General features: G+C 59.6%; 22 protein-coding genes. 8 read left to right on the top strand and 14 right to left on the bottom strand.

What is annotated here, in order from left to right; translation table 11 throughout:
• Positions 1-111 precede the first annotated feature (111 nt).
• From B7X65_RS04715 to B7X65_RS04705, 3 genes are read left to right on the top strand one after another with little or no spacing between them, the layout of a single operon-like run.
• On the top strand, positions 112-849 hold the full coding sequence (locus B7X65_RS04715; protein ID WP_293593142.1) for a TerC family protein: 738 nt from the start codon (positions 112-114) through the stop codon (positions 847-849).
• 24 nt (positions 850-873) lie between these two features.
• Positions 874-1323 carry a hypothetical protein gene (locus tag B7X65_RS04710; protein WP_293593141.1) on the top strand — a complete coding sequence of 150 codons (450 nt, stop codon included), beginning with the start codon at positions 874-876 and terminating at the stop codon, positions 1321-1323.
• Positions 1324-1356: 33 nt separating this feature from the next.
• A complete protein-coding gene (locus B7X65_RS04705; protein ID WP_293593140.1) occupies positions 1357-1707 on the top strand; it encodes a phage holin family protein in 351 nt (116 codons plus the stop codon).
• Here the strand turns inward: B7X65_RS04705 and B7X65_RS04700 are convergent.
• Entirely contained in the window at positions 1666-3195 is a 1530-nt protein-coding gene (locus tag B7X65_RS04700) for a M48 family metalloprotease (protein WP_293593139.1), read from the bottom strand. The genes B7X65_RS04705 and B7X65_RS04700 overlap by 42 nt on opposite strands.
• A gap of 61 nt (positions 3196-3256) precedes the next feature.
• Positions 3257-4036 carry a TfpX/TfpZ family type IV pilin accessory protein gene (gene tfpZ / locus B7X65_RS04695; RefSeq protein ID WP_293593138.1) on the bottom strand — a complete coding sequence of 260 codons (780 nt, stop codon included), beginning with the start codon at positions 4034-4036 and terminating at the stop codon, positions 3257-3259.
• A 41-nt stretch (positions 4037-4077) separates the two neighbouring features.
• Here tfpZ and moaC point away from each other — a divergent pair, with 41 nt between their 5' ends.
• Entirely contained in the window at positions 4078-4566 is a 489-nt protein-coding gene (gene moaC, locus B7X65_RS04690) for a cyclic pyranopterin monophosphate synthase MoaC (RefSeq protein ID WP_293593137.1), read from the top strand.
• A 12-nt stretch (positions 4567-4578) separates the two neighbouring features.
• On the opposite strand, the gene B7X65_RS04685 is transcribed toward moaC, so the two are convergent.
• The gene (locus B7X65_RS04685; RefSeq protein ID WP_293593136.1) at positions 4579-6105 is read right to left on the bottom strand and encodes a Wzy polymerase domain-containing protein; all 1527 of its coding nucleotides are present in this window, start codon (positions 6103-6105) and stop codon (positions 4579-4581) included.
• 90 nt (positions 6106-6195) lie between these two features.
• Between B7X65_RS04685 and B7X65_RS04680 the strand changes: the two genes are divergently transcribed.
• Genes B7X65_RS04680 through B7X65_RS04665 form a run of 4 tightly spaced genes read left to right on the top strand, consistent with a single transcriptional unit; the run spans position 6196 to position 9833 of the window.
• Positions 6196-6723 carry a DUF2919 family protein gene (locus tag B7X65_RS04680; protein ID WP_293593135.1) on the top strand — a complete coding sequence of 176 codons (528 nt, stop codon included), beginning with the start codon at positions 6196-6198 and terminating at the stop codon, positions 6721-6723.
• A complete protein-coding gene (locus B7X65_RS04675) occupies positions 6720-7397 on the top strand; it encodes a glycosyltransferase (protein WP_293593134.1) in 678 nt (225 codons plus the stop codon). Before B7X65_RS04680 ends, B7X65_RS04675 begins: the two co-directional genes overlap by 4 nt.
• Positions 7398-7425: 28 nt before the next feature.
• Positions 7426-9117, top strand: coding sequence for a methyltransferase domain-containing protein (locus B7X65_RS04670; protein ID WP_293593133.1), 1692 nt, complete (start codon positions 7426-7428; stop codon positions 9115-9117).
• Positions 9114-9833 (top strand): class I SAM-dependent methyltransferase, encoded by a 720-nt coding sequence (locus B7X65_RS04665; protein WP_293593132.1) that lies wholly within the window; start codon positions 9114-9116, stop codon positions 9831-9833. The genes B7X65_RS04670 and B7X65_RS04665 overlap by 4 nt, the downstream gene beginning before the upstream one ends.
• A gap of 44 nt (positions 9834-9877) precedes the next feature.
• Here B7X65_RS04665 and B7X65_RS04660 read toward each other — a convergent pair whose 3' ends face one another.
• The 11 genes from B7X65_RS04660 to sucD all read right to left on the bottom strand — a co-directional run bounded on the left by B7X65_RS04660 (position 9878) and on the right by sucD (position 24846).
• Positions 9878-10231 carry a hypothetical protein gene (locus tag B7X65_RS04660; protein ID WP_293593131.1) on the bottom strand — a complete coding sequence of 118 codons (354 nt, stop codon included), beginning with the start codon at positions 10229-10231 and terminating at the stop codon, positions 9878-9880.
• A 29-nt stretch (positions 10232-10260) separates the two neighbouring features.
• A complete protein-coding gene (locus B7X65_RS04655) occupies positions 10261-10683 on the bottom strand; it encodes a pilin (RefSeq protein ID WP_293593130.1) in 423 nt (140 codons plus the stop codon).
• A 130-nt stretch (positions 10684-10813) separates the two neighbouring features.
• A complete protein-coding gene (locus B7X65_RS04650) occupies positions 10814-13093 on the bottom strand; it encodes a tetratricopeptide repeat protein (RefSeq protein ID WP_293593129.1) in 2280 nt (759 codons plus the stop codon).
• Between the two features lie 92 nt (positions 13094-13185).
• Complete coding sequence (locus tag B7X65_RS04645; protein ID WP_293593128.1) at positions 13186-15591, bottom strand: ATPase, T2SS/T4P/T4SS family; 2406 nt, start codon at positions 15589-15591, stop codon at positions 13186-13188.
• Positions 15588-16379, bottom strand: a complete 792-nt coding sequence (locus B7X65_RS04640; RefSeq protein ID WP_293593127.1) for a 3',5'-cyclic-nucleotide phosphodiesterase — start codon at positions 16377-16379, stop codon at positions 15588-15590. The genes B7X65_RS04645 and B7X65_RS04640 overlap by 4 nt, the downstream gene beginning before the upstream one ends.
• Positions 16380-16413: 34 nt before the next feature.
• Positions 16414-18663 (bottom strand): CHASE2 domain-containing protein, encoded by a 2250-nt coding sequence (locus B7X65_RS04635; protein ID WP_293593126.1) that lies wholly within the window; start codon positions 18661-18663, stop codon positions 16414-16416.
• A gap of 63 nt (positions 18664-18726) precedes the next feature.
• Positions 18727-19389, bottom strand: a complete 663-nt coding sequence (locus B7X65_RS04630) for an FHA domain-containing protein (RefSeq protein WP_293593125.1) — start codon at positions 19387-19389, stop codon at positions 18727-18729.
• Between the two features lie 41 nt (positions 19390-19430).
• Entirely contained in the window at positions 19431-20216 is a 786-nt protein-coding gene (locus tag B7X65_RS04625) for a Stp1/IreP family PP2C-type Ser/Thr phosphatase (RefSeq protein ID WP_293593124.1), read from the bottom strand.
• 10 nt (positions 20217-20226) lie between these two features.
• The gene (locus B7X65_RS04620; RefSeq protein WP_293593123.1) at positions 20227-22929 is read right to left on the bottom strand and encodes a CHASE2 domain-containing serine/threonine-protein kinase; all 2703 of its coding nucleotides are present in this window, start codon (positions 22927-22929) and stop codon (positions 20227-20229) included.
• A 236-nt stretch (positions 22930-23165) separates the two neighbouring features.
• Positions 23166-23867: a TerC family protein gene (locus tag B7X65_RS04615; protein WP_293593122.1), complete on the bottom strand. Its 702-nt coding sequence runs from the start codon at positions 23865-23867 to the stop codon at positions 23166-23168.
• A gap of 85 nt (positions 23868-23952) precedes the next feature.
• Positions 23953-24846: a succinate--CoA ligase subunit alpha gene (gene sucD, locus B7X65_RS04610; protein ID WP_293593121.1), complete on the bottom strand. Its 894-nt coding sequence runs from the start codon at positions 24844-24846 to the stop codon at positions 23953-23955.
• Positions 24847-24852: the final 6 nt, after the last annotated feature.

Below are 24852 nucleotides of genomic sequence, written 5' to 3'. Positions count from 1 at the left end.
GATCGAGGCGTCGCGGCAACCATTCCGCCCCTCACCGACCTGTCCGGTTTTAACGAAGCTGGAAGTCCGCCCGCCGGACTGCCATGTTGCAACCTGACGTGAAAGTGCTCAATGGAATTATTCTCAACACCCTGGTGGTCGGCCCTGCTGGCGATCATCCTCATCGACCTGGTGCTCGCCGGCGACAACGCGATTGTGATCGCGCTGGCCGCGCGCAACCTGCCGCCCCATCTGCAGAAAAAAGCCATTGCCTGGGGCACCGTGGGGGCCATTGCCGTGCGCTCAGTCATGACCGTCGGTGTGGTCTGGCTGCTGAAGATTCCCGGCCTGATGCTGGTCGGCGGCCTGGGCCTGCTCTGGATTGCCTACAAGCTGCTGGCCGACCAGGGCGACAAGGAGCACGACGGCCCGGTGGCCAGTACCTTCTGGGGCGCGATGAAAACCATTGTGGTTGCCGATGCACTGATGGGTGTGGACAATGTGCTGGGCGTGGCGGGTGCAGCCCACGGCTCGTTTGACCTGGTGGTCATCGGTTTGCTGGTCAGCATCCCGATCGTGGTGTTCGGCAGCACCATGGTGCTCAAGCTGGTCGAGCGTTTTCCCATGATCATCAACATAGGCGCCGCGGTGCTGGCCTTCACCGCCGCCAAGATGATTGTGAGCGAGCCCCTGCTGGACCCGGTCTACGGTGGCCCCGGCTCGCTGCCCGCATCCGCCGCCTTGAACACCGCCGCGCAGTTGGGCACCTACGCCCTGGCCGTGGCCGGTGTTCTGGGTGCAGGCTGGTGGGTCACGCGCCGTGCCAGGGCCATGCAGCCCGGCAACGCGGTGGCCGACCACGCCAACTGACATGAAGCCGGCAGGAGCTCACTGATGGACACCACGATTGTTTATGTCGACGAAGCCGCCCATGCGCTGGACATGCTGGCACCCCTGCTGCAACCCGGCCAGGCGCGCGCGCCGACGCGCTGGATCGTGGTGGGTTGCGCCCCGCGCATCACACACCGCGTCAGCAAGTGGGTCACGCACAGTGCCCGCGAAAGCTGGCGCGGCAAGTGGGCCGAGAAAGTTTTTGAACAAATCGTCCCGCTGCTGCAGGCCTCCGGCGACCCGGTCATCACGCACCTGGCATGCGGCTCGCTCGATGAGTTCACCGCCACCTTGCGGGCGCGGCACGGCGAGGGGCGTCTGGTGGACGCGCGCCGGCCCAGACCCGGGGCGGACCTGCAGTCAGCACGCGGGCCGCATCCCGGCGAGCCACGCGGCGTCTGGGGCTTTGCCGCCATGCTGGCCGGCTCCGGCCTGCTGTTGACGGTCGATTAGAAAACTGCAGACTGCGGTGGTATTCTTGAGCGCATGAAACTCATCGTCAAATGGCTTTGCAGCGCTGCCGCCTTGCTGGCGGTGGCTTATCTGTACTCCGGCGTGACCGTGACCAGCTTCCCGGCGGCACTGCTTGCCGCGGCCGTGCTGGGCGCGCTCAACACGGTGGTGCGCCCGGTGCTGGTCTTGCTGACCCTGCCGGTGACACTGGTGACGCTGGGGCTGTTCCTGTTTGTCATCAACGCCCTGATGTTCTGGGCGGCGGCCAGCCTGCTCAGCGGCCTGCATGTCACAGGATTTGTCGCTGCCCTGATCGGTTCGCTGATTTACTCGGTGCTGCAGCTAGCGATCGAGTTTCTCCTGGAGCGCCTGCTCCCGAAGTAGCTGGTCGATCTCACGCGCCCGCGTGTCGATGATGGACGCATCAATGTAGTTGCCGGCCGCCGCGCCGCCACCGCGGCCGCTGCGCATCAGGTCCTGCGCAGCCTTGAAGCGGTCGCGGGCCGCCGGGTAGTCCAGCTGGGCCACCCGGCTCTCGGCATCGGCCCGGATCGCGCGCAGCGTCTGCCCCTGCTGGCCCCAGGCCGTCGCCAGCAACTGCCAGGCGATGGCATCTTTCGGATGGGTGGTAACCCAGGTTTGCAAGGCGCCCGACACATCCTGCGCCCGACCTGCCGCGAGATCCGCCCGGGCCTGCAACAGCAGGGCCGCCCGGCTGCGCGTGTTGCCGAGTTTCGGCAACCCCGCCGTATTGCCGGCAGCCAGCTCGATCTCCAGCACCAGCCATTCCACCGGATCGGCCAGTGTCGTCTTCGCGGGCGCTGCCAACTTGAGTTTGCCCACCAGGCTGCGCGCCAAGGCGTGGTCGCGCAAGCGGCTCGCCGCCAGGGCGCCGCCATACAGGGCACCGACATCGCGCGGTGTCCATGCCGCATTCGCCGCACCGGCGAGTGACACACGCTGCGCATCTGCCACCATGGGCCGCAGGCCGTCCACGCCCGGGTCGGCCAGCACACGCGCCCGCGCCGCCATCATGGCGTGCAGCGTGCGCGTGCCGCCCGGCTCTTCACTGGCGTTCTTGGGCGCCGGAACCGCCCCGCCTTCCAGTTGCAACCGGCCCTTGATCTCGGCAATACGTTCGGTCGTCAGCGGGTGGCTGCGCAGGTAGGGGAAAGCGCCGTTGTCATTGAGCCGCGAGGCCTGCTGCAGCTTGTCGAACATGCTGGCGAAACCCTGCTTTTCGAAGCCCGCGTCGGCCATCACGCCAAAGCCGACCCGGTCGGCTTCGCGCTCCATGTCACGCGAAAAATTGAGCTGGTTCTGCACGGCCAGCGCCTGCCCGCCGGCAATCGCTGCATTGGCGGCGTCCGGGCTTTTGTTGGCAGCCAGGGCGCCGAGAATCATGGCGGCAATCAGCCAGGGCATTTGCTGGCTCTGCTTGCTCATCAGGCGCGAAATGTGCCGCTGCGTCACGTGACTCAACTCATGCGCCAGGACCGAGGCCAACTCGTCGCGGGTGGCCACCGCGCCTATCAGCCCCAGATGCACACCCAGATACCCCCCTGGCAAGGCGAAGGCGTTGATGCTGCGGTCACGGATCTGCATGACGTCCCAGGCAAACCGCTCGTCCAGTTCGGGGCCCAGCTCGCCCCGGGTGCGCGCCGCCGTCATCAGCGGCTGCCAGATGCCCTGCAGGTAGTCGCCCAGCACCGGATCGTCCAGGTAGTCGGGGTCGCGGTAAATGCTGGCAGCAATCCGGTCGCCGAGCCGCCGCTCGGCGCTGGCGGACAGCTCCGAGGTGTCACCCAGCGCCGGCAGCGCGCCGCTGGGCCGGGCCGGCGTCTGGGCCTGCGCCAGGCTCACAGGCGCCATGAAAATCATGGCCGCCAGCGCAAGAGGACTCAGAACAAAAAGCTTCCTTGGCAGGAACGAATCAGAAAGAGTCAATGGGAACAAAAGCAATCACCTCGGTAGTTCGAAGGTCGAGCAGGACCGTCCAGAATTTGTCGCGTCCTGCCATGGGAACGTAAGCCACGGACTCGCTGGTCCTGCCGCGATCCGGTCCGGACCGCAAGGCGGCATCGATAGTGCCCACCTGACCAGGAAAACGGTTTTTCAAATCGCCCAACGGTCTGGCGACTTTGAGAATCTGCGGCCTGGCCTCGTCATAACGTTGCCACAGGAAGGGTCTGGCGCCCAAGGGAAAGCCCTGCACGGCAGCCACGGTAGCGTCCGAACCTTCCTGCTGGCTCCTGAAGTTACGCACCGACAGCAGCGTCGGGCCGGTCCAGGGCAGTCGCCGCAACTCCGGCGGCGCCAGGTCCATTTCTTCTTCGGGAATATCAATGGCATGCACCACCCGAAACCGGTCGATCTCAAACACCAGGTGGACCGGACGCGCAACAGACACTGTCCACAAACCATAAGCCAGCGCCGCCACCTGCAACATACCGATCACCGTAAGATCGCGGCGCAACTCGGCCACCGGCTTGTTGCGGTTAAACACCGCCAGGGTCAACAGCGGTCCCATGATGACATCGACCGCCATCACGATCAAAAACAGGTGGCGCCCGCCGGATATTTCGCGGTAGGGATAGGGATACCAGAGGGCAAACACCAGCCAGGCCGCCAGGGCCGCCACCGCCAGGCTCAGCGTGAGATGGATTCCGGCCGCCGACAAGCGGCTTTTCAGGGAAGGGGGCACTGCGGGCATGCTCTTATGATGAGGGTTGCTTGTAAAGGTTTCGTAACAGTATGACAACGACTTCACCGCTGACACATTTTGACGGCCAGGGACAGGCGCACATGGTTGATGTGGCCGGCAAACCGGCCACCCACCGGGTGGCTGTGGCGCAAGGCCGCATCACCATGAATCCTGCCACATTGGCCATCATCCTGGAAGGCACCGCCAAAAAGGGCGACGTACTCGGCATCGCCCGGATCGCGGGCATCATGGCCGCCAAAAAAACCAGCGAACTGATTCCCCTGTGCCATCCGCTGGCACTGACCCGCGTGGCGATGGATTTCAGCCCCGACATGGGCAGCGCCAGCATTGTTTGCCAGGCGACGGTCGAAACAGTCGGACCGACCGGCGTGGAAATGGAGGCCCTGACTGCGGTGCAAGTGGCACTGCTGACGATCTATGACATGTGCAAGGCCGCCGACCGTGGGATGACGATGACGGATATCAGGCTGCTGGAAAAACACGGTGGCAAGTCGGGAAGTTTTATAGCGACCCCCTAGTCGCGTCCGGGGTCAGTCTGCAGGCCCGCCAGTCAGGCCGTTGGCGTGGCGCCACTTTGTGTAGTCGTCGGGAAAAGCCGCACGGTACCGGACCAGATGCAGCAAGGCTTCATCGTCACGCCCCAGCATGACTGCACTTTCAATCACCTTTTCAATCACCCGTGGCTCAGGCGAGTAGTGCAGCAAGGCCGTGGCAGTGTCGAATGTCCATTGCGCGTTGCCAGGCCGAAGCGAGGTGGTGGTCAACTCCGCAAACTCCACCTGGTTCCGGAAAAGCCAGGATCCACGAACCTTGTTCAGCGTATCGTTACGATAGGCCGGGTCGCGCGCCTGCGGCGCCAGGTAGAGCTGGCTGATGCGGTGGTAGTCCCAGGCGGCATAAGCCACCGCTGCCAACAATGCTGTGACCACGACAAGCCGAATTGCTGCTGCCGCGCCCGCGTAGGGACGTGAGCCCGTCATCGGCTCTCGCGGCGCCGGCCACAGCATCCACACACACAGCCCGAATGCCATCTGGAAGGGGCCGTACCACAGCGGATACTCCAGCATGCTGTGCAGCATGATGACGGCCAGCACACCCCAGGCCATCTGCCGGGTCGGATCCGTTTCGCGCCATGGCTTGGCACGCCAGACGACCCAACCCGCACCAACACAAACAGCCAGCGCCAACGGAATGCCCAACTCCACAGCCATATGCAACGGCAGGTTATGGGCATTGTCCAGGATGTCGCAGAAACGTGCGCCGGGGTAAAGCGTCATGTAATGCGCATAATCCAGCTCGCCCCAGCCCCAGCCCAACCATGGTTTTTGCGCCATCAACTCAAGAACATTAGACCAAAGCACCAAGCGACTAGCGCAGCCCCCCTGCTCCGAAAAACGACCCAGCACGCCACCCGTGCTCGTACCTGTCAGCAGCATAAGCAGAGGCGGCAGCATGAGCAAAGCCACACCATAGGTGCCCAAGGCGGCGACAGTGATCCGCAGGGGCCGTCTACCTCCTGGAACTGACCAGAAGGCTGCCAAGGCGGCTATACCGACCCACTGCAAGGTTCCAGTCCTCGAACCTGAGGCTGCATTCCCGAGAGAGAGCAACACGATGGCCACAACAACACCTCCTGTAGCCCGTCGCCCCGTGGCTTTCCACGTCAACGCGAGTAGCCCGATACCCATGAGCGTCGCAAATTGGTTGCGCTGACGCAAGTTACCAAAGGCCTCGCCGGGACCCGCCTGATTCACCCAGGGAAGAAACGCCTCGCCATAACCAAAATACTGAATCAACCCTCCGCCGGCACTGACAAGCGCCGCCACCAACCATGCCTGGGCGACCAGCGTCGGCGTTGCCAAGGGGGAGCGGGCAATTCCTTGCGCTCCAAATAGCACTGCCGCACAAGAGATTGCGGCAAGCCACGGCTGCATGGCCGGCATCGGACCGCCAGCAAAAGGGTTCAGCCATGGCGCGGTCAAGGCCAGGAGAGCCATGACGTTCATCCACGAGGCTGAAGGCGCAGGCGTGGCACGAATGGTCAAATTTTCGTTCATGGCATCAACCTCGAGAACACGCGCGTTGAAGCAAGCGACATAAAGGTGGAAAATTCGACAAAGGGCGCGTCCGCGGAGTCGAGCGGCGGCATGAGTTCGACATTTCTTGAGCTATATTTGATCATGGCAGAAATCGATGAACGCTTCCTGAATGTAAATCGCTATGGCGTATTAAGCGTCCCTGGACCCTTATGGCTTGCCATGGCATTTCTGGGGCGACACTGGTTGCTGCTCATCGTGGCCTTGGCCTCCCGAAGGTCCCCCGAAGCTGTCCAGATGGCGGGCAATAGCTTGTCGTGGGTGGTGCTGCTGCTTGAGTTTCCAGTGATGTTGTTGGCCTATGCTGCATTTTCCCGGCACCCGGACACTGGTGGCCTGATCCGATTTATCTGGTCGAAAGGCCGCTTCATACTCGGCATGACCGCGACGCTGAATCTTGTCCTGCTCGGCTGGTTCCTCTGGAATTCCGAGGTCTGGCGCCGGTGGCCTGAACTGTTTCTCGCCAGTTGCGGGCTGCTGGACGTAGTCATCATTTATGGCATTTACACATCCGGGTACATCAAGCAAATTTTCCTGGAGTTTCCCCAGCCGGTCTCTGTCAAAGGCAAGTCTTCATGATCCGTATCTTCATAGGTTTTGATCCACGCGAAACGGTAGCATGGCATGTGCTGACGCACAGCATCCTGGCACGTTCGTCTCAACCAGTGAGCTTCATCCCGCTGGCGTTGAACAACCTCAAAGACCTGATGTGGCGTGAGCGCGACCCCTTGCAATCCACCGACTTTTCATTTTCCCGCTTTCTCACACCTTACTTGAGTGGCTACGAAGGCTGGTCACTCTTCATCGATTGCGACATGCTTATCCTTGAGGACATCAGCAAGTTGTGGGCCTTGCGTGACGACCGTTATGCCGTGATGTGTGTCAAACATAACCACGTTCCGACTGAGATAACCAAATTTCATAATGAAAAGCAGACTGTGTATGCAAAGAAGAACTGGTCGAGCGTCATGCTGTTCAACAACACCAGATGCCGGGCACTGACGCCTGAATTCACGAATACAGCAAGCGGCCTGGAGTTGCATCAGTTCAAGTGGCTAGAGAGCGATGATCTGATAGGCGACTTGCCGGCAGGCTGGAATCATTTAGTTGGCTACGACAATGCGCGGACAGACGCTTCGAACGTGCACTATACGAGCGGCGGCCCCTACTTCAATGAATTTCAAGCATGCGAATATTCGGACGAATGGGTCCAAGAGAAACTAAGTATGTTGCGCGCGGACCAGCGATGCTGATACTGCAGCGCTTCTGACGGACTCCTTCATGCTTATCCACTGGATCGTCGACGGTGTTGCCGGAAATTCCGACTCCGGCTTTACTAGTCCGCTCGCGTCCAATCGCTATCGGGCGATATTGCCGGCGCAGCAGTTGCTGCAGGAAGGCCATACCATCCAGTTCATACCCATGAACCAATGGACCGGTTATGCCTCCAATTTGGACATCCACTTGCCCGACGTCTGTGTGATCGGCAAGCTACTTCCCGGCAAGGACCCGCTGCGTTTCTCCCGTCTTAGCCAACAAATTCTCCAAGGGGCGGCAACAGCTTCAGCGTTGGGGGTACTGGTGGTTGCCGACTTCAGTGATGATCATTTTGATAACCCCGAAGTTGGGACGTATTGGCGCGCGCTCGCAGCGCAAGCTGGTATTTGTACAGCGGGATCTGACGTGATGGCGCAAGCCGTGCAACGCCACAGCAGTGGTGCGGTCGCAACGGTTGGAGATCCCTTGGCGTCACCAGGAGCCAAAGCCCGCGTTTTTTACAGGTCAACCGGAGTTGCGGCTTGGGCCCAAAGGCTGCTGGGTGGCAAAAAATCTTCGCCTCGCCTGAAGCTGGTGTGGTATGGAAACAATGGAAACTGGCCCTCGATGCAGCGGTGGGCCGATGCCTTGGGTGACTACTCTGCGACGCAACCGATGCTTGTCTGGGTCGTGACACGACCCAACGCCACCATTGAGAATTACATTCAGCGTTTTAACGACAAGCACAGCCCAGGTGCCTTGATGGAATTGGTTCCCTGGGACGAGGCAACCCAATGGACGGTCGTGGAGGACGCCGATATCGTCCTTGTGCCTTCTGACCTTTCCGACAGGGCCAAAGCCGCCAAATCTGCCAATCGGCTCACCGATGCACTCAACGCCGGACGTTATGTGGTGGCATCACCGATCCCGGCGTACGAGGTTTTCCGGCCTTACGTATCACTCACCGACAACCCAGTGCAGGCGATCCGGGACTATCTCGCACAACCTGCACAGGCCATGGAGAAACTTTCCGCGGGCCAAATCGCTGTCCGCATGCGCCATGGTGCTGCTCAGATCGCGACCGAATGGCTTCGGGCATTCCGCTTAAAGGGCGGCAGTACCAATGGTCCCCAACATCCTCAAATCCAAGCCTCTCCGCCGCAGGCTGCACCTAAAGCACTGATCCGCCTGAATCTTGGCTGCGGCGACAAAATTCTTCCCGGATATGTGAACGTGGATGTGGTGGAGGCGCGGGCGGGTAAGTCTCCCGATGTCATTTGCGACCTGCATGAGTTGACCTGTTTTGAAAACGATCATGCTGACGAGATCATGGCGATCCACGTGGTAGAGCATTTCTGGCGCTGGGAAATCGAGGCCATCCTGCGGGAATGGCTGCGGGTCCTGAAGCCGGGCGGTAGCATGATCCTTGAATGCCCGAATTTACTGAGCGCATGTGAAGCGCTGCTGGCAGAGCCTGAGCTCCGCTCGCGACAGGACAAGGCCGGACAAACGAGCATGTGGGTTTTCTATGGCGACCCCGGATGGAAAGATCCCCTCATGATTCATCGCTGGGGTTACACCCCTTACAGTCTGGCCCAACTCATGCAAAGCGTAGGGATGATCAATGTGCGGCAGGAGGCAGCCGTCTACAAGCTAAGGGAGCCGCGAGACATGAGATTGGTCGGAGAAAAGCCCCTTGGCGGGGGTGAAGAATGAGCACGCCCACTTTTGCCGAGCTTTTTATGGCCCACACGGGAAACGTGAGTTCGAAGTGGGCGCAGTATCTCGAGGTGTACGAGCGCTGCTTCTCACCGTACAGGAATAAACCCTGCAAAATTCTGGAGATTGGCGTGCAGAACGGCGGAAGTCTCCAGCTTTATCAAAAGTATTTTCCGGTCGCCGAGAAAATAATTGGCGTCGATATTGATCCTAAATGTAAAAGGGTAGAGTCAGGCAACATCTTCATTGAAATTGGCTCTCAAGCTGATCGCGATTTCCTGGCCGATGTCAGCGATGTGCACGGGCCGTTTGATATCGTTATCGATGATGGTAGTCATATTTTCGAACACCAGATTGCCAGTTTCGAAACACTTTTCCCGCGCATGTCATCGACCGCTGTTTATATTGTTGAGGACACACACACAAGTTACCTACCCGATTTTGATGGTGGCATCCGCAAGCCGGACACTTTCATCGAATACGGAAAATTTGTGCTCGATCAGGTCAATGCACCATTCTTTGCAGACTCGAACAACAAGGCCGCGTGGCTGGCGGAGCATCTGTACAGCGTGTTGTTCTACGACTCAATGGTGGTCTTCGAAAAGCGCCCCAAAGCCGCTCCGTTTGTACTTGCGATTGGCTCTGAAGGCCATCGACAAGTCCCCATCTTTCAGGATCTCGCGTTTTTTCGGGGAAAGCGTTCTCTTCCTTGAGTAAGCCTGTCTCTCGGCAATCTGCAATTGTCGCCTGACCTGGATCAGCGCTTGCGGCTGATGTGAACGATCACGGCTTCTGTCGCAAAATCGACGAACTCCTTGGTGTAGCCAAGTTCAGCCAATGCCCAGCGAAAATCATTTCCAAGTCGGGCTCTGGACAGCCAGCCGAGCTTGTGGCGGTCGTGGAATTCAACCGCTTTAATACAGGCATCTTCCGTTATGCGGGTAAGGCGATTTACGGAAGGGCGCTTTCCTGGCTGGCTATCCAGGGCAGGAGGGTATCGCTTGGCGATCTGGTCTGCCAGATCCACCGCAAAATCTTTTATTTCGGATTTTCGCCCTATGCGAAGAAAGCTCAACATCGAAAGTCCTGACTTGTGGAAGGGCACATCCATGTGCCCTTCCACAATCTAAAGTTAAGCAATCAGGTACCGCGGCAAGAAGCAGGTGCGTACTTGGCAATGGATGCGTTGCAAGTCCAGACCACGGTTTGGCCGGTCCAGCTCGGTGTCAAGGTGACGATAAACGAATCCGTACCAATCGCACTCTTGGAAGTCACAGCAATCGTTCCCGAAGTATCCACCGAACCGGTAGACACAAATTTCGAGGAGGAAATACCAAGCGCAATGGCGCTGGCAGCAGTCGCGCCAATTGCCATGGTGTTGGCCAGTTGTGCCGCTTCAGTCACACCCGTGCGGGCGGAAGAACCAGCCAGGATCACCTCAGAAGCGCGAGCGCGGATGGTGTAGTCCTGGTACGCAGGCAGTGCCACTGCGGCCAGAATGCCGATAATCGCCACGACGATCATCAGCTCGATAAGGGTAAAACCCTTCTGCATAGATTTCATAAAAACTCCTTGAAAATTAAACCCAACCTAGTGCGCGACGAAAGTCTGGTCGTGCCCATTGAGGGCAGCAACTCTTGTGCCATGCGGAAAGGGGCTGGATTCATTGATTTTTAGGGTGGAAAGCTACTTTTTAGTCACGCTGCCCGACAAATTTGTCAGGCACCAAAATCCCTTTCAGGCACCGGGTAGCCTCGCTGATAACCCCGGGCCAGTCATTGTGATGCGGTTGCCGAAGCACCCTGGCATCAGGGTACCAAGGCATCTGGGTGCTGTTCAGGCCATAACGCCATTCCGGAATGTGCGGCGCAAGCACCAGCACCTTTTTGCCCAGCGCGCCAGCATAGTGAACGGTGGTATTGCAAACAGTCACCACACAATCGAGGGCTTCAATTAAGGCAGCAAACTCGTCCAAGTCAGCAATTGCCTCGTTCCAGTGTGTCAGCATGACATTCGACGCTGCTGCAATTTTCAGGTCTTCGTCCACCGAGCCATACTGGAGGCTGATCCAGGTCGCACTCACTGCATTCGTCAGCGGCGCCAGCTCACTGGGTGACATCGAGCGCAGGATGCGTCGGGTAGCTTGTAAACCGCCGCGCCAGGAGACGCCAATCCACGGCCTGGGACCTGTCGCTTCAAGTTTCTGGCGCCAGTAAGCCACACGATCCGGATCAGCCTTCAGGTAAGCCTTACCCGGAAAAGCCCCGACGCTTGTCCTGAAGTACTGGGGCAAATCTCCGAGGGGCACGAAGTAATCGACATCCCCCACCGTTTTGGCCCACTCCATCTTCTTGTCCTGCTTGGTGTGGACGATTTCACATTGGGGAAACGAGCGGGCCAGCGTGGGCGCAACCCGTCCAATCACCTCGACCACAACGCGTGCCGGCCCCAAGGCCAACAGATCAGGTAAACAAGACGCCAACATCACCTGATCGCCCAAGCCCTGCTCGGCCAGCACCACAATACATTTCCCGGAAATATTCTGGCCGCGCCATTTCTTGAATGGCAACACCCGATACTGACGGGTATACGCCAATCCACGGTACGCATAACCTGCCCACCCCTCTGCAAAATTACCCAACAACAGATTGATCTGGGCGCGCTGCAAATGCAAATTGGCGTCCCGGGGCTGGATTGCCAGGGCTTCATTCAGCAAAGCCATCGCCTTGTCGAAATGTCCGCTGTAAGCCTGAGCTACCGCGTAGGAGACCAGAAACACGCTCTTTCGGTCCGGCTCCTTCTCGATCAGATCGTCAAACAATGCAATGGCTTCCTCGTAGTGACAAGCCGTCGACAATGTTGCAGCCAGCTGGGCCTGATGGAGGAAGTTAGGCTCCGTCTCAAACACCCGCCGCCTGACCTCAAGGGCCTCAGCGTGTTTTTCCAGGTTGCTCAGACATTGCGCCAAGTCGCAAAGCACCTTGATGTTTTCGAATCCTTCCTCCAAGGCACGATTCAAATATCGCTCAGCATCGGCATTTTCGTTGGCGGCAAGGAGCGCGGCTCCAAGTGCGGCAAGGGCTTGCCCATCCTGGGGGTGGCCCACCAGATAAGCCCGCAAAACGTCCATGCCGCTGCGGAAATCGCCCAGCTTACGATACAGAGCATCGAGTTCACACACCGGGTCTGCAAGATCTGCGTATTCCATGCAAATGGCTTCGGCTCGGGCGAGAGAGGCATCCGTTTCACCGGCCTTTCTCAAAACATCCACTTCATCCCAAAGCCGCCGCCAAGGCGCGCGCTCCTCATCGACGGTGCTCCTGGAGGTCGGCTCGGGCGGCATGATCGCTGGCGTAAACACTGCCCCAACCGCACTCATCTCCCCCTCCAGATAGGCCATGTTTTGCAAGGCGAGGGCGAACTTGGGATCCAGCTTCAGAGCCTTGGAAAAACATGCGTGAGCATCCCCCGGCTCCTGTTTGGCCAGGTAGACCAGTCCCAGGTTGTTCCAAGCAGCTTTGTCCTTGTCGTTCAAACGCAAGGCTTGGGTCAGCGGCAATTCAGCGCTTGGAAAATTCCCCATCGTGACCTGACAGCACCCGAGTTGAGCGAGGTAGCGCGGATCGTTGGTAGTGACGTTTTTCGCGAATTGAGCGTGTTCAATGGCGGCTTCCGTATCTCCCTGCTCCAGTAAAAGAAGGGAAAGACCGAAATGTGCGTCCGCAAAGCCGGGGGCTTCTTTAAGAACCGCCCGAAAACCGTCTTCCGCATCAGCATCCCGCATCTGGCGAAAAGCAATTTCGGCAAGAATGCAGTCCCTGGTCAAGTCGCGTCGAGGCGTTGCCGCATGAAGCTGATCCGCAGCTTCCTGCGCGGCCGGGAAGTCACCACTATCAATCAGCTCACGAACCTCTTCCACTGTCCAAAAGCGTTTCCCCGATGAAAAGAGTGTGCGTACTAACTGTTTGAGCATGAGCCAGATCCAGACGAAAGGGAAAACTGCATCATATCGATGCGATAAGGCTATTTACCTGAAAACCAGCCTTATAACACTAGGACATTTGCTTATTTGATGCAGACCGACCGAACCTGCTTGAGGTCGGTCAGCCCCATCAGCACTTTCTCCATCCCGTCCATTTTCAGTGTGTGCATGCCGCTGTTGACGGCCGCCGCAAACAGCTCTGCCACGCGGGCACGCTCCTGAATCAGCTTTTTCGCCGGATCGTCGGCCACCATCAGCTCATGCAGGCCGATGCGGCCCTTGTAGCCGGTCTGGTTACATTTATCACAGCCAACGGCCCGGTACATGGTAAGTAGGCCATCTTTGCCATAGCGCTCCATCCAGTCGTCCAGCAGCTTCTGTGCTTCGCCGCCGGGATCGGTCTTCCAGGCTTCCGTGTTCCGCAATTCTTCCGAATACTCCCTGATGAAGTCCTTGACTTCCTGTGAGCTCGGCTGGTAAGCCTGCTTGCAGTCACAAAGCTTTTTGGCCAGGCGCTGGGCCAGGATGCCGAGCAGGGCATCGGCAAAATTGAAAGGGTCCATGCCCATGTCCAGCAGCCGGGTGATGGACTCAGGGGCAGAATTGGTGTGCAGCGTCGAGAACACCAGGTGGCCGGTCAACGAGGCCTCCACGCCCATGGACACGGTTTCCTTGTCGCGCGACTCGCCGACCATGATGATGTCCGGGTCAGCACGCAGAAAAGCACGCATCACCAGGGCAAAGTCGATGCCTGCCTTCCTGTTGATCTGGACCTGGCGCAAGCCCTTCTGCGTTATTTCGACCGGGTCTTCAGCCGTCCATATCTTGGTGTCTGGCGTGTTCAGAAATTTCAGGATCGAGTGCAGCGTCGTTGTTTTGCCTGAACCCGTCGGGCCACAAACGTAAAAAAGGCCATAGGGCTTGGAAACGGTTTTCTCCAGCCGCTCCCTGTTGTGATCCGTCAGTCCCAGCTTTTCAAGCGGGATGGGTTCGCCCGCAGCGAGTATCCGCATGACGACATCCTCGACACCTCCCGCTGACGGAATGGTGGCAACACGCAGTTCGATGTCGAGCGGTCCGTATTTCTTGAACTTGATTTTCCCGTCCTGCGGCTTGCGCTTTTCGGAAATGTCCAGATCGCACATGATCTTGAGCCGCGTGACCATGGCCTGGCGAAACTGGGCCGGCACCTCGATGTAGGGCAGCAAGCTTCCGTCAATGCGAAAACGGATGCCGGTCTTGGCCTTGCCCGGCATGGGCTCGATGTGAATGTCGGAGGCCTTCTGCTTGTAGGCATCAATGATGACCTTGTTGACAAACTTGACCAGCTCGTTGTCGGCGGCGGCCGACTCCAGCGCCGAATCGTCGTTGGCATCGTTTTCGAGCGGCGAGTCCATGTCGGCCAGAAGCTGGTCAATGGAGCCGCCCTCGTTGCCCGCGCCAAAAAGCTGGCTCAGTGTTTCGTCAAATTCGGTCTGGGTGGTCACGCAGTAGGCGAACTTGCTGATTTTCGGGAATACCTGCGGGACCACCCGGGCTCCCCGCACCGCCTCGGGATCAACACACATGATGACCAGACCGTCCGGCGTTTCCTCCAGCGGCATCCAGCCCTGCTGCTCCACAAAGTGCCGCTTGAGCAGGCCATGCAGCATTTCCGAACGTATTCGTCCCGCGTTGTAGGCCTCGTAGGGAACACCAAAGAACTTGCTCAGCGACGCGCCAATCTGCGCGGGACGAATACGGTAATCAGCCATCAGCAGATGTTCGACCGACTGGACCTCGTCGCGCGCCTTCTGGATGCAGTGGAGCAGTTCGTCCTGGCTCAACACCCCTTCGGTGACCAGCCCGTCGTACTTGGTCGCCCTGCGCCGCTGGGCGTCTTCGGCCTTCTGCATGCGCTGGCGAATGGCGATGCCCAGCGTCTGGCACAGTTGCTGCGCACCGTCTTCTTCCAGCTTCGCAAAAGGCTGGTCGCTGCGGTTGTTGATCACCTGCAGGACACCATAAAGCGTGCTGCCGTCCATCACCGGCGCTACAAGCATCTGTTTGGTGCGGTAACCGGAGCGTTTGTCCACCTCCTGCAGAAAACTCAGATTGGGATGGATTTTCTTGAGCGCTTCGTCGTCATACACATCGGCGATATTCACCATGGTTTTCGACAGCGCAACGTAGCCCGCAATGCTTTGCGCGCTGATGGGCAGCTTCAGGTCGCGGCTGGTGTTGAGCCCCGTCTTGACCTTGGAGATGATGGACGTGCGGTCTTCATTGACGGCGTAGAGGGTCAGGCGGTCGGCATTGAACAGCTTGCAGATATCCTGGCTGGCCTCCAGCATGATTTGGTCAATGTTCTCGGTTTCATGAATGCGGTTGGTGACCAGTTGCAGCTGGCGAAAATAAAGCGCTTCAAAAGTCACTCCCCGCTCCTGCGGTGGAAGCATCTGCGAGTCAAAAAACGCGTCTTCGTGGTCTTGCTGTACAACGGCATTCATAACTCAAACTCCTGGCCCGCGCGCAACCAGCGTATGTCGTGGGTAACGTTGGGACCAAACGGCGCCGTCTGGTCAAAGCGCTGGATCTCGGCCATGATCAAGTCAGTCTCCGCCGGCTTGGTATGGGTGATGTAAATCGGATAGTTCCTGCCTTTGTCGATGCAGTCCAGCTCGCTGGCCAGCGCATGAGGCGACAGATGCAGGCTACGCCGGGCCAGATCGCGTTCGCGGTTGCTGAAGGCCGTCTCGATCACCAGCATGGCGACATTGAGCTGGTTGATCCGGGCCCACAGCGCGGGGTTGCGCTCGGTGTCGCCGGTGAACACCCAGCACCCGGCGCCGGTGGCCACCGCATAACCCACCGCGGGCACAGTATGAACCGCAGGCAGCACTTCCACATATTTTCCCGCCAGCAGCAGCGTCTGGCCGACGGTCAGCGGATGAAAGCTGACAAACGGCGCTTCCGGCGTGGGGATTCTTGAGAAATCAGGCCAGATGGTGTTGTTGAAAATATGGGTTTTCAGCGCGTCGATCGTGCCCTGCAGCGCATGAATCTGTATCGGGGTCGTCCGTTGTGCCGCAATCGCGTCCACCATCAGCGGCAAGGCCGCCACATGGTCCAGGTGGGAGTGTGTCAGCAGCACGTGATCAACGCCGCGCATCTCGTCCAGCGTGAGATCGCCAACGCCCGTCCCGGCATCGACCAGCACGTCGTGATCCAGCAGGAAAGACGTGGTCCGGCAGCCTTTGGCAATCGCTCCCGAACAGCCCAGTACGCGTACTTTCATGGTCTTTTTTGGCTTGAGGCGCCGGCAGGCTGTGTCATTTGGTTTCGAAGTTGGTTGCCCCGTCCCACTCGGGATCAAACGGCAACAACCTCATGGAGGCTACACGGTCTGCATACAGCCGGTAAAGGTACTTTTGCGCATTCATGCGCTGTAAGTTGAGCAAATGCACATCGCAGTCGTCCCAGGCCTGGTCGCGGTAGGCCCTGAGCGCCAACGCCCACTCTCTCAGTTCGCTGCCCAGCTGCTTGTCGAGCTGGCCGGGAAGCGCCACCGGACAGAAAATGGCCACCGCCTGGTCCTTGCCCTTGACCCGGACCTTGTCGAGCTCCTGCCAGGCAAACCCGGTGGCCAGTTCGCGGGTGGACGCACTGACCACGGTATCGACGCCATAGATTTTGGACAGTCCTTCCAGACGAGACCCCAGGTTGACGGCGTCGCCAATGACGGTGTAACTGCGGCGGATATCCGAGCCCATGTCGCCCACGCACATGCTGCCGGTGTTCAGTCCGATGCCTATGCCAATTTCCGGCAAGCCCTTGCTGCGGTGCTCTTCATTGAGCTGGCGCACAGCCTGCACCATCTCCAGCGAGGTCTTGACCGCCAGAGCGGCGTGCTCGGGCGTCTCGACGGGTGCACCCCAGAAAGCCATCACGCAGTCACCCATGTACTTGTCGATGGTGCCGCGATTGCTGCGGATCAGGTCCGTGAGCCGGCTGAAAACACTGTTGAGCAGCGCCTGCAACTGCGTCGGTTCCATGGTTTCTGACATCCGGGTGAAGCCACGCATGTCACAGAACATCACCGTGAGCTCCTTGGCCGATGCCTTCATGCTGTAACTGTCGGGGTCCTTGACCATTTCATCGACCAGCTCGGGTGGCACATAGGTGCCAAACAAGTTGGCCAGTTCCCGCTTGGAACGGCTTTCCACAAAATAGCCATAACTCATGTTCAAGGCAAACGCCGTGAGCGCCATGACCAGCGCGGTGGCCAGTGGCAAGACCAGGCCATAGGCCGAATATAGCCAGAAATTCAGCCCGGCCAGGGCGGCTGTCACCGCGGCGCTGGTCGCCACCGCGCGCGGGGCGGACAGCAAAGGCAAGGCCAGAGCCAGTGTCAGCCCCGACAGCACCAGAATCACCACCTCGAAACCAACCGCATAGTCCGGTTTGACAAAGACCTTGCCATCAAGAAACCCTGAAATCACATTGGCATGGGTCTCGACGCCGGGATAGGTTTCCCCGACCGGCGTGACCCTCAGGTCCAGCAAGCCAGGCGCCGTGGTGCCGAGCAAGACAATCTTGTCCTTCAATTGACCCGGCGCCATTTTTCCGGCCAGCACATCGGACGCGGAGACATACCGGTAGGAGCCACCACTGGCGCCACCAGGCCCGCGAAACGGCACCAGAGTCGCCACCCGGTCATCCACCGGGATGGCGAGCGTTTTACTGCCCTGCTTGAGCAAAATGCTTTCCAGCCCCTGGTAATTGCGGGTCAGGAATTTTTCCTGCGGAAATCCGGGCTCGACGCCGGGCTGGCCCACCAGCATGCGAAACATCGCCAGGGACAGCGACTCGTAGTACTCGCCTTTGTATTCAGCCAGCAGGGGAATCGATCGAACGACCCCGTCGCCTTCCGTGATGGAGTTGAAAAACCCTCCCAACGGCGCAGCCTTGGCGATGGTATCGATGTTGGCACCGAAGCCGTTCCAGCTGGTAAACCGGATGGGCCGCCCCTTTAGCGCCTCCCGCCCCATGACGGGAGCAGGCAAAACACCGTTGACCCGGCCGTCCCGGTCACTGGTGAAGTAATACCCCAGCACGACGGGTTTGTTCTCCAGCGATTTTGCGAAGACGGCATCGTAGTCAAGGCTGGCCTGGATCTGGCCGAGCTTGTCGGTAAAGGCGGGCTGGTCCTTCAATTCGTTCCGGGCCAGTTGCTGCAGCCTTTTCAGGCCGGAGCTGTCGTCAGCCTCCGCAAAAACCACGTCGAATCCCAGCAGAGCGGCCTGTTGCCGCCCCAGCAACTCGTCCACGAGCGCGGCCAGCTTGTTGCGGCCCCATGGCCAGCGGCCGGCTTCCGCCAGGCTTTTTTCATCGATGTCCACGATGACAATGCGCTCATCCAGCGTCTTGGGCATGGTGGCCCGAAGGCGGGCGTCGTAAAGAATGTCATCAAGCCGCTGCAGGACATCCAGGCGTAACACACCACTGGCGTGGAGCAAGGCAAAAACCAGCGGAATCAGCGTGACGGCAATGCGAGGCCAATGCCGGGAAAAAAGTCGCATAAGGCCTCTTGAAGAGCCGCGATTTGCAGTGGATTTCCGGCCGAACGCGGGGTATCAGCCTGATCAGCGCTGGACGAATTGCATTTGCGTGCCTGCCAGCTCAAGTACATCGCCGTTTTTCAGCGGCACCGGCTCGACGCCAATGTGCGCTCCATTCAGCGTGGGCTTGTTGTCCCCTTCCACATGCGCCACGACAAAGCCATGCGGCCGCTTGGTGATGGCCGCAACCGCCACCCCGGGCTTGCCGATGGTGGTGACCACCTTGACCAGGGCAACTTCCCGGCCAGCGGCTGCGCCTGACATGACCTTGATGGCCGCGCTGGTGCCCGCCCCATCGGCGGGTGCAGGCGCTGCCGCGGCTGTTGCGGCCCCGGCAGGCGCGACCAACCCGGCCGAACCGGCCTTGATGATCATCGTTTTCTCAAAGCCCGCACTCGCGGCTTCGTTGACATACTTGATCTTGTACTTGCCGATTTCAACGGTGTCACCGTTGTTGAGCTGCTGCTTCTTGACAGCCTTGCCGTTGAGATACGTGCCATTGGTGCTGTTCAGGTCCTCAACAAAAACCTCGTTGCCGGACATCTGCAGAACGGCATGCTCCCCACTGACGGCCAGGTTGTCAATGACGATGTCGTTGTAAGGACGGCGCCCGAGCGACGTGCGGTCCTTGGTCAACTGGACCTCTTTGATCACAACGCCGTCAATAGAGACGATCATTTTCGGCATGGCCGACTCCTGTCTATTTTTTAGTATGTCACTCAATCGGACTATTTCCCCAGCATCCTGGACAGCAGGCCGCGTTTGACCGAGGCCTCCTTGGCTTGCGCCAGCAATACCGAAATATTATCCCGGCCGCCGCTGTCGTTGGCCGCAGCAACAAGCTGCCTGGCGATCTGCTCCAGCGACTTCGATCCCGATAGAATAGCCGCAATCGCCTCGTCACTGATCATGTCGGACAGGCCATCAGAGCACATCAGGTAAATATCACCCAGCTCCACACGGTGTTCGTTGACTTCCAGCAACACCGCGTCCTCCACACCCAAAGCCCGGGTCACCAGATTCTTGTTCACCGAAGTCAGCGCCTGCTCCGGTGTGATCAGCCCCGCGTCGATCTGCTCCTGCAGCAGGGAATGGTCCTTGGTGATCTGCTCGAGCTGGCCACCCCGCAAGCGGTAACAGCGCGAATCGCCAATGTGGCCCAGCATCAGGCGGGTGTTCTGGAACACACCGACCACCAGCGTGGTGCCCATGCCCGAGTACTGCGGGTTGGAGTTGGCTGCGTTGAAAATGGAATGATTGGCGTTTTCGACACAGATCTCCATCGCCCGCCGCACCTCCTTGCCGTTGGCATGCTTACCAGCCTGCGCCAGCCAGCGCCCCAATTCGGACTTGATAAATGCCGTCGCCATGCCGCTGGCAATTTCACCCGCGTTGTAGCCACCCATGCCGTCAGCCAGAATGCAAAGACGGGTAGGGGCATCAAACGTCACGGAGTCTTCGTTGTTGTCCCGGGTTAAACCGGGGTCTGTCTGGGTGCAAATCTCGTAAATCATCGTGTTTTTGTTATGGCTTCAAATCTGTAGCATCAACGTCGGCCGGGGAATCCGGCAGAGAGCGGGCCGCAATTGTCCGTGCAAAAGCAGGATTGTCGCCGGGCGCAAACACTGCCGTCTTTTCACCGCCTTCCGAACCTGTGGTGGCGGCACCGGCGGGGACAGCAGAGCCTGTGGGCGCAGCCGACAGCTCGGCAATGGCGATATGCAGATCAGCGGCAAACTGGTCGCCATCCTGATAACGCGTTTCAGGCTTTTTGCTCAGCGACAGCGCGACGATATCCGCCAGCCGCGCGGACAACTCATGGCGGATCACGCGAATGTCGGGCGCCGGCTCATTGGCTATCTTGTACATCAGCTCGGCCATGGAGTCGCCACGGAAAGGCAAAACGCCCGCCAGCATCTGGAACAGCATCACACCCAGCGAATAGAGATCCGAGCGTCCATCAACCTTCTTGCCGGCAATCTGTTCGGGCGACATGAAACTCGGGGTGCCGAGCACCAGGCCGGTTTTGGTTTTGCTCGAGTCGGTGATACGCGCAATGCCGAAGTCGGTCACTTTGACGGTGTCACTGTCGGGGTCGTACATGATGTTGGCCGGCTTGATGTCCCGGTGCACCACGTTCTGCTTGTGAGCGTAGGCCAGCGCCTCTGCAACACGCGCCACAATTGACAGCACCTTGGCAATCGGCAGCAGTTGCCCGTCCTTGGTGACGTCCAGCAGGTCCTTGCCCTTGAGGAACTCCATCGCGATGTAAGCCAGGTCGTGCTCTTCACCGGCATCAAAAATGGTCACGATGTTCTGGTGCTGCAGGCGGCCTGCAGTTTCGGCCTCGCGGAAAAACCGTTCACGGGCGTCCGTCAACTCGTCACCCTCAAACTCCTGGCTCAAGGCCATGGTCTTGATCGCCACCACACGTCCGATCTTGGGGTCCTTGCCCAGGTACACCACCCCCATGGCCCCCTTGCCCAGTTCCTTTTCAACCTGATAACGGCCCAGCATGGGCTTTTCGACACCACCGCCGTCGAGCAGCATGGTGCCCCCGGGGTGCGCTCCGCCACCACCCAGAATGACGGTTTCCGACAGATTCTTCGCGCGATTGAGTTTGGACTGCAGGTCCTTGTGGTTCTTGTTGTAGCTGGCCATGTATTCGTACACCGCCTGGGCCTTGTTGAATTGCCGCTTGCGCTCGAAATCAAGCGCCAGGTTGTTCATGTTGTCCATCAGCGCGTCGGTGAAAGGCACGCGTCGGAACCGGTCGAAAGCCATGTCCAGTTGCCCCTGCCCCTGCAGGGCCAGGCCCATCATGCGGTTGGTTTCGGCCGACTCTTCGTCGGACTTGAGCTTGCCGGCCTCGGTCATCAGGAAACGCTTGGTGGTCAGTGCCAGGTGGCCAATCACCAGGAGCGCGGCCGGAAACACCAGCTTGAGCCAGGTGGCAGCCGCCGACAGCAAGCCGAACTCGATCACCAGCAGCAGCACAAACAGCAGCAGCGTGATGACGGCAGCCTTGCCTGCAGACAGGCGCGGCAGGCCGGCAATCAGGTAGGCTGCGACAACCAGCAGGACTCCCAGCGTGGCCCAGATGCCCCAGGCGGGCTGGACAATGAAGTGTTCGCTGAGGATGCTGGAAGTGATGTGGGCAATCGTCTCCGCCGGTGACAGTCCGGGCCCGGCCGGTGTAGGAAACTGCGTGCCGACGCCGGCGGCGGTGGCACCAATGATCACAATCCTGTCGGTGTATTTGCTCGCCGGGATCTTGCCGGACAACACGTCGTAGAAAGAGTCCACCGCGAACGCCGGCCTGCCGTCCCGGCCCTTGTAGAACTGCGGCAACATCAGGGCGGCCTCATCCGTGCCTATGCGCAATTTGCCGATCTGCACCGATTCCCCGGCATTGAGTTTGATATCGGTCGCAGCGAGGTTCAGGCTCTTGACCGCGGCGAGCAATCCCATGGACGGAACCGCCTGGCCGTCATAGTTGATCAGCAGCGGCTCCTGCCGAACCGCGCCGTCCACTTCGGGCAGCTGGTTCAAATGGGCAATGCCTGCCGCGCTGCTGCCGATGATCTCTATGGGCTGCTGGCCCCGAATGGCGGGCAGCGAGAATCCGCCCGGCTCCACCACCGCGCTTTTGAGGGCATAGGCGGGCAGGGGGTCGGGCTTACCTTGGGGCTCACCCAGCACAAAAACCGAGGGCACCAGCACATTGCCAGCCTTGGCCATGCTCGCCGCCAGCTTGGCGTCCGTATCCAATGCGACCTCCGCTTCGGCAATCACCTTGCCCAGTTGCTCGCTGAGGCTGTCCTGGGGAGCAGCGGGATCGGCAGGAACAACAACCGGTCCGAGCGCTTCTTTCATCTTGCGGATGAACACCAGCCCGCGGTCGGTCTGCGGTTCAAAAAAGAAGGCGGTATGCGCAATGGTTTTGACTTTCGCAGCCGCCAGCTGGTCAATCAGCTGGGCATGTACATCGCGCGGCCACGGCCAGCGGCCAATGTTGGCGATGCTCTGGTCGTCGATCGCAATGATGGCAATGCGGTCCGACGGCTGGCGCGACGTGCTGGTACTGGCAAAGTCGTAATACCGGCGCTCCAGCGTGGCAAAGAAGTCGGTCGCGCTGTGCAGCACCAGCACGGCCAACACCACCAGAACGCCCACAAACCAGTCGGCTCGCCAGAATTGCCCGCGCTTGCTTGATGATGTGGCCACGTCCGTCCCGCCTTTTGTCCTGGTTCGCCAGACCGCGCGCCAGCCGCGCCGGCTTCTTTTTTGCGCACTTGTCACCCGGCCAGCGTTACAGGCCGGTTACAAATTCACCGCCTTTGGACATTAACAGACGCCAAGAACCCGGACAAGGGACTTTTGCACACGGCCAGAGGCTTGTGTTGCAAATTGGTGCCGCTGGCGCCGGGGCTGCATGCCTGGAGCCCGGCGGTGGCCGGGACTCAGGCCGCGTTGGCCGGCTTTTGACGTGCCTGCAGGATTTTGCCCGCTGCCAGCACCAACAAGGCGCCGGCCACGGCCGCCGCATAGCTCCAGAGCGCCGAATCAGGCAGATAGGCCTTGATCGCCGGGTCGGTATAAGCCATCTGACCGGCAATCCAGCCCAGCAACATGGCGCCCAGGGTGATCACGATCGGAAAGCGCCCCATCAGCTTGAGTACCAGCTGGCTGCCCCAGACAATGATGGGAATGCTCACCAGCAGACCAAAAATCACGAGCGCCAGTTGATGGTCCTGGTGCGCCCCTTGGGCGGCGCCTGCGATGGCCAGGACGTTGTCGACGCTCATCACCAGGTCGGCAATGATCACGGTTTTGACCGCGCCCCAGAGCTTGTCGCTGGAGCTGATGTTGTGGTCGCCTTCGTCTTCCGGTTGCAGCAACTTCACGCCAATCCAGAGCAGCAGCAAGGCGCCCACAATCTTGAGGTAGGGCACGGCCAGCAATGCAAGCGCAAAGGCAATCAGGATCACGCGCAGGACAATCGCGCCCATGGTGCCGTAAATAATGCCCTTGGTGCGTTGCTTGGGAGGCAGGTTCCGGCATGCCAGGGCGATCACCACCGCGTTGTCGCCACCCAGCAGGATGTCGATCATGATGATCTGGCCAACCGCGAGCCAGAAGCCAGCCGTCATGAACTCTTCCATGGAAACCTCTCAGAAAAATCAAAAAACCGATTGTCAGCGATGACAACCGGTCTGTCTGTTGTGGCTAACCGCAATACGCGGTAACTTAGAGCAGTGCCTTGAGCAGCTTGGCCATTTCCGAAGGATTGCGCGTGATGGTAAAGCCGCACTCTTCCATGATGGCCAGCTTGGCGTCCGCCGTATCGGCACCACCGGAGATCAGCGCACCGGCATGGCCCATGCGCTTGCCGGCAGGGGCCGTGACGCCGGCGATGAAGCCGACGATGGGCTTTTTCATGTTGGCCTTGCACCAGATGGCCGCTTCCGCCTCGTCCGGGCCGCCGATTTCGCCGATCATGATGACGGCATCGGTGTCCGGATCGTCATTGAAGGCCTTCATTACATCGATGTGTTTCAGGCCATTGATCGGATCGCCGCCAATGCCGACGGCGCTGGACTGGCCCAGGCCAATTTCGGTCAGCTGAGCCACGGCTTCGTAAGTCAGCGTGCCGGAGCGGCTGACCACGCCGATACGGCCCTTGCGGTGAATGTGGCCGGGCATGATGCCGATCTTGATTTCTTCAGGTGTGATCAGGCCGGGGCAGTTGGGGCCCAGCAGCAGGGTTTTCTTGCCGCCGGCCGCTTCCTTGGCCTTCATGCGGTTGCGCACTTCCAGCATGTCGCGCACGGGGATGCCTTCGGTGATGCAGATCGCCAGGTCGAGGTTGGCTTCCACGGCTTCCCAGATCGCCGCGGCGGCGCCGGCTGGCGGCACATAAATCACCGACACCGTGGCGCCGGTGGCCTTGGCGGCCTCGGTCACATTGGCAAAAATCGGGATGCCTTCGAAGTCTTCGCCGGCTTTCTTCGGGTTCACGCCAGCGACAAAGCACTCTTTGCCATTGGCATAGTCGCGGCACATGCGCGTGTGGAACTGACCGGTCTTGCCAGTGATGCCCTGCGTGATGACTTTGGTGTTTTTGTTGATGTAGATCGACATGTTGGT

This window comes from Polaromonas sp. 39-63-25 (genome assembly GCF_002278925.1).
Lineage (GTDB): Bacteria > Pseudomonadota > Gammaproteobacteria > Burkholderiales > Burkholderiaceae_C > Polaromonas.
The sequence above is the reverse complement of the archived record's forward strand: the minus strand, read 5'-3'. Positions and strand labels throughout refer to the sequence as shown.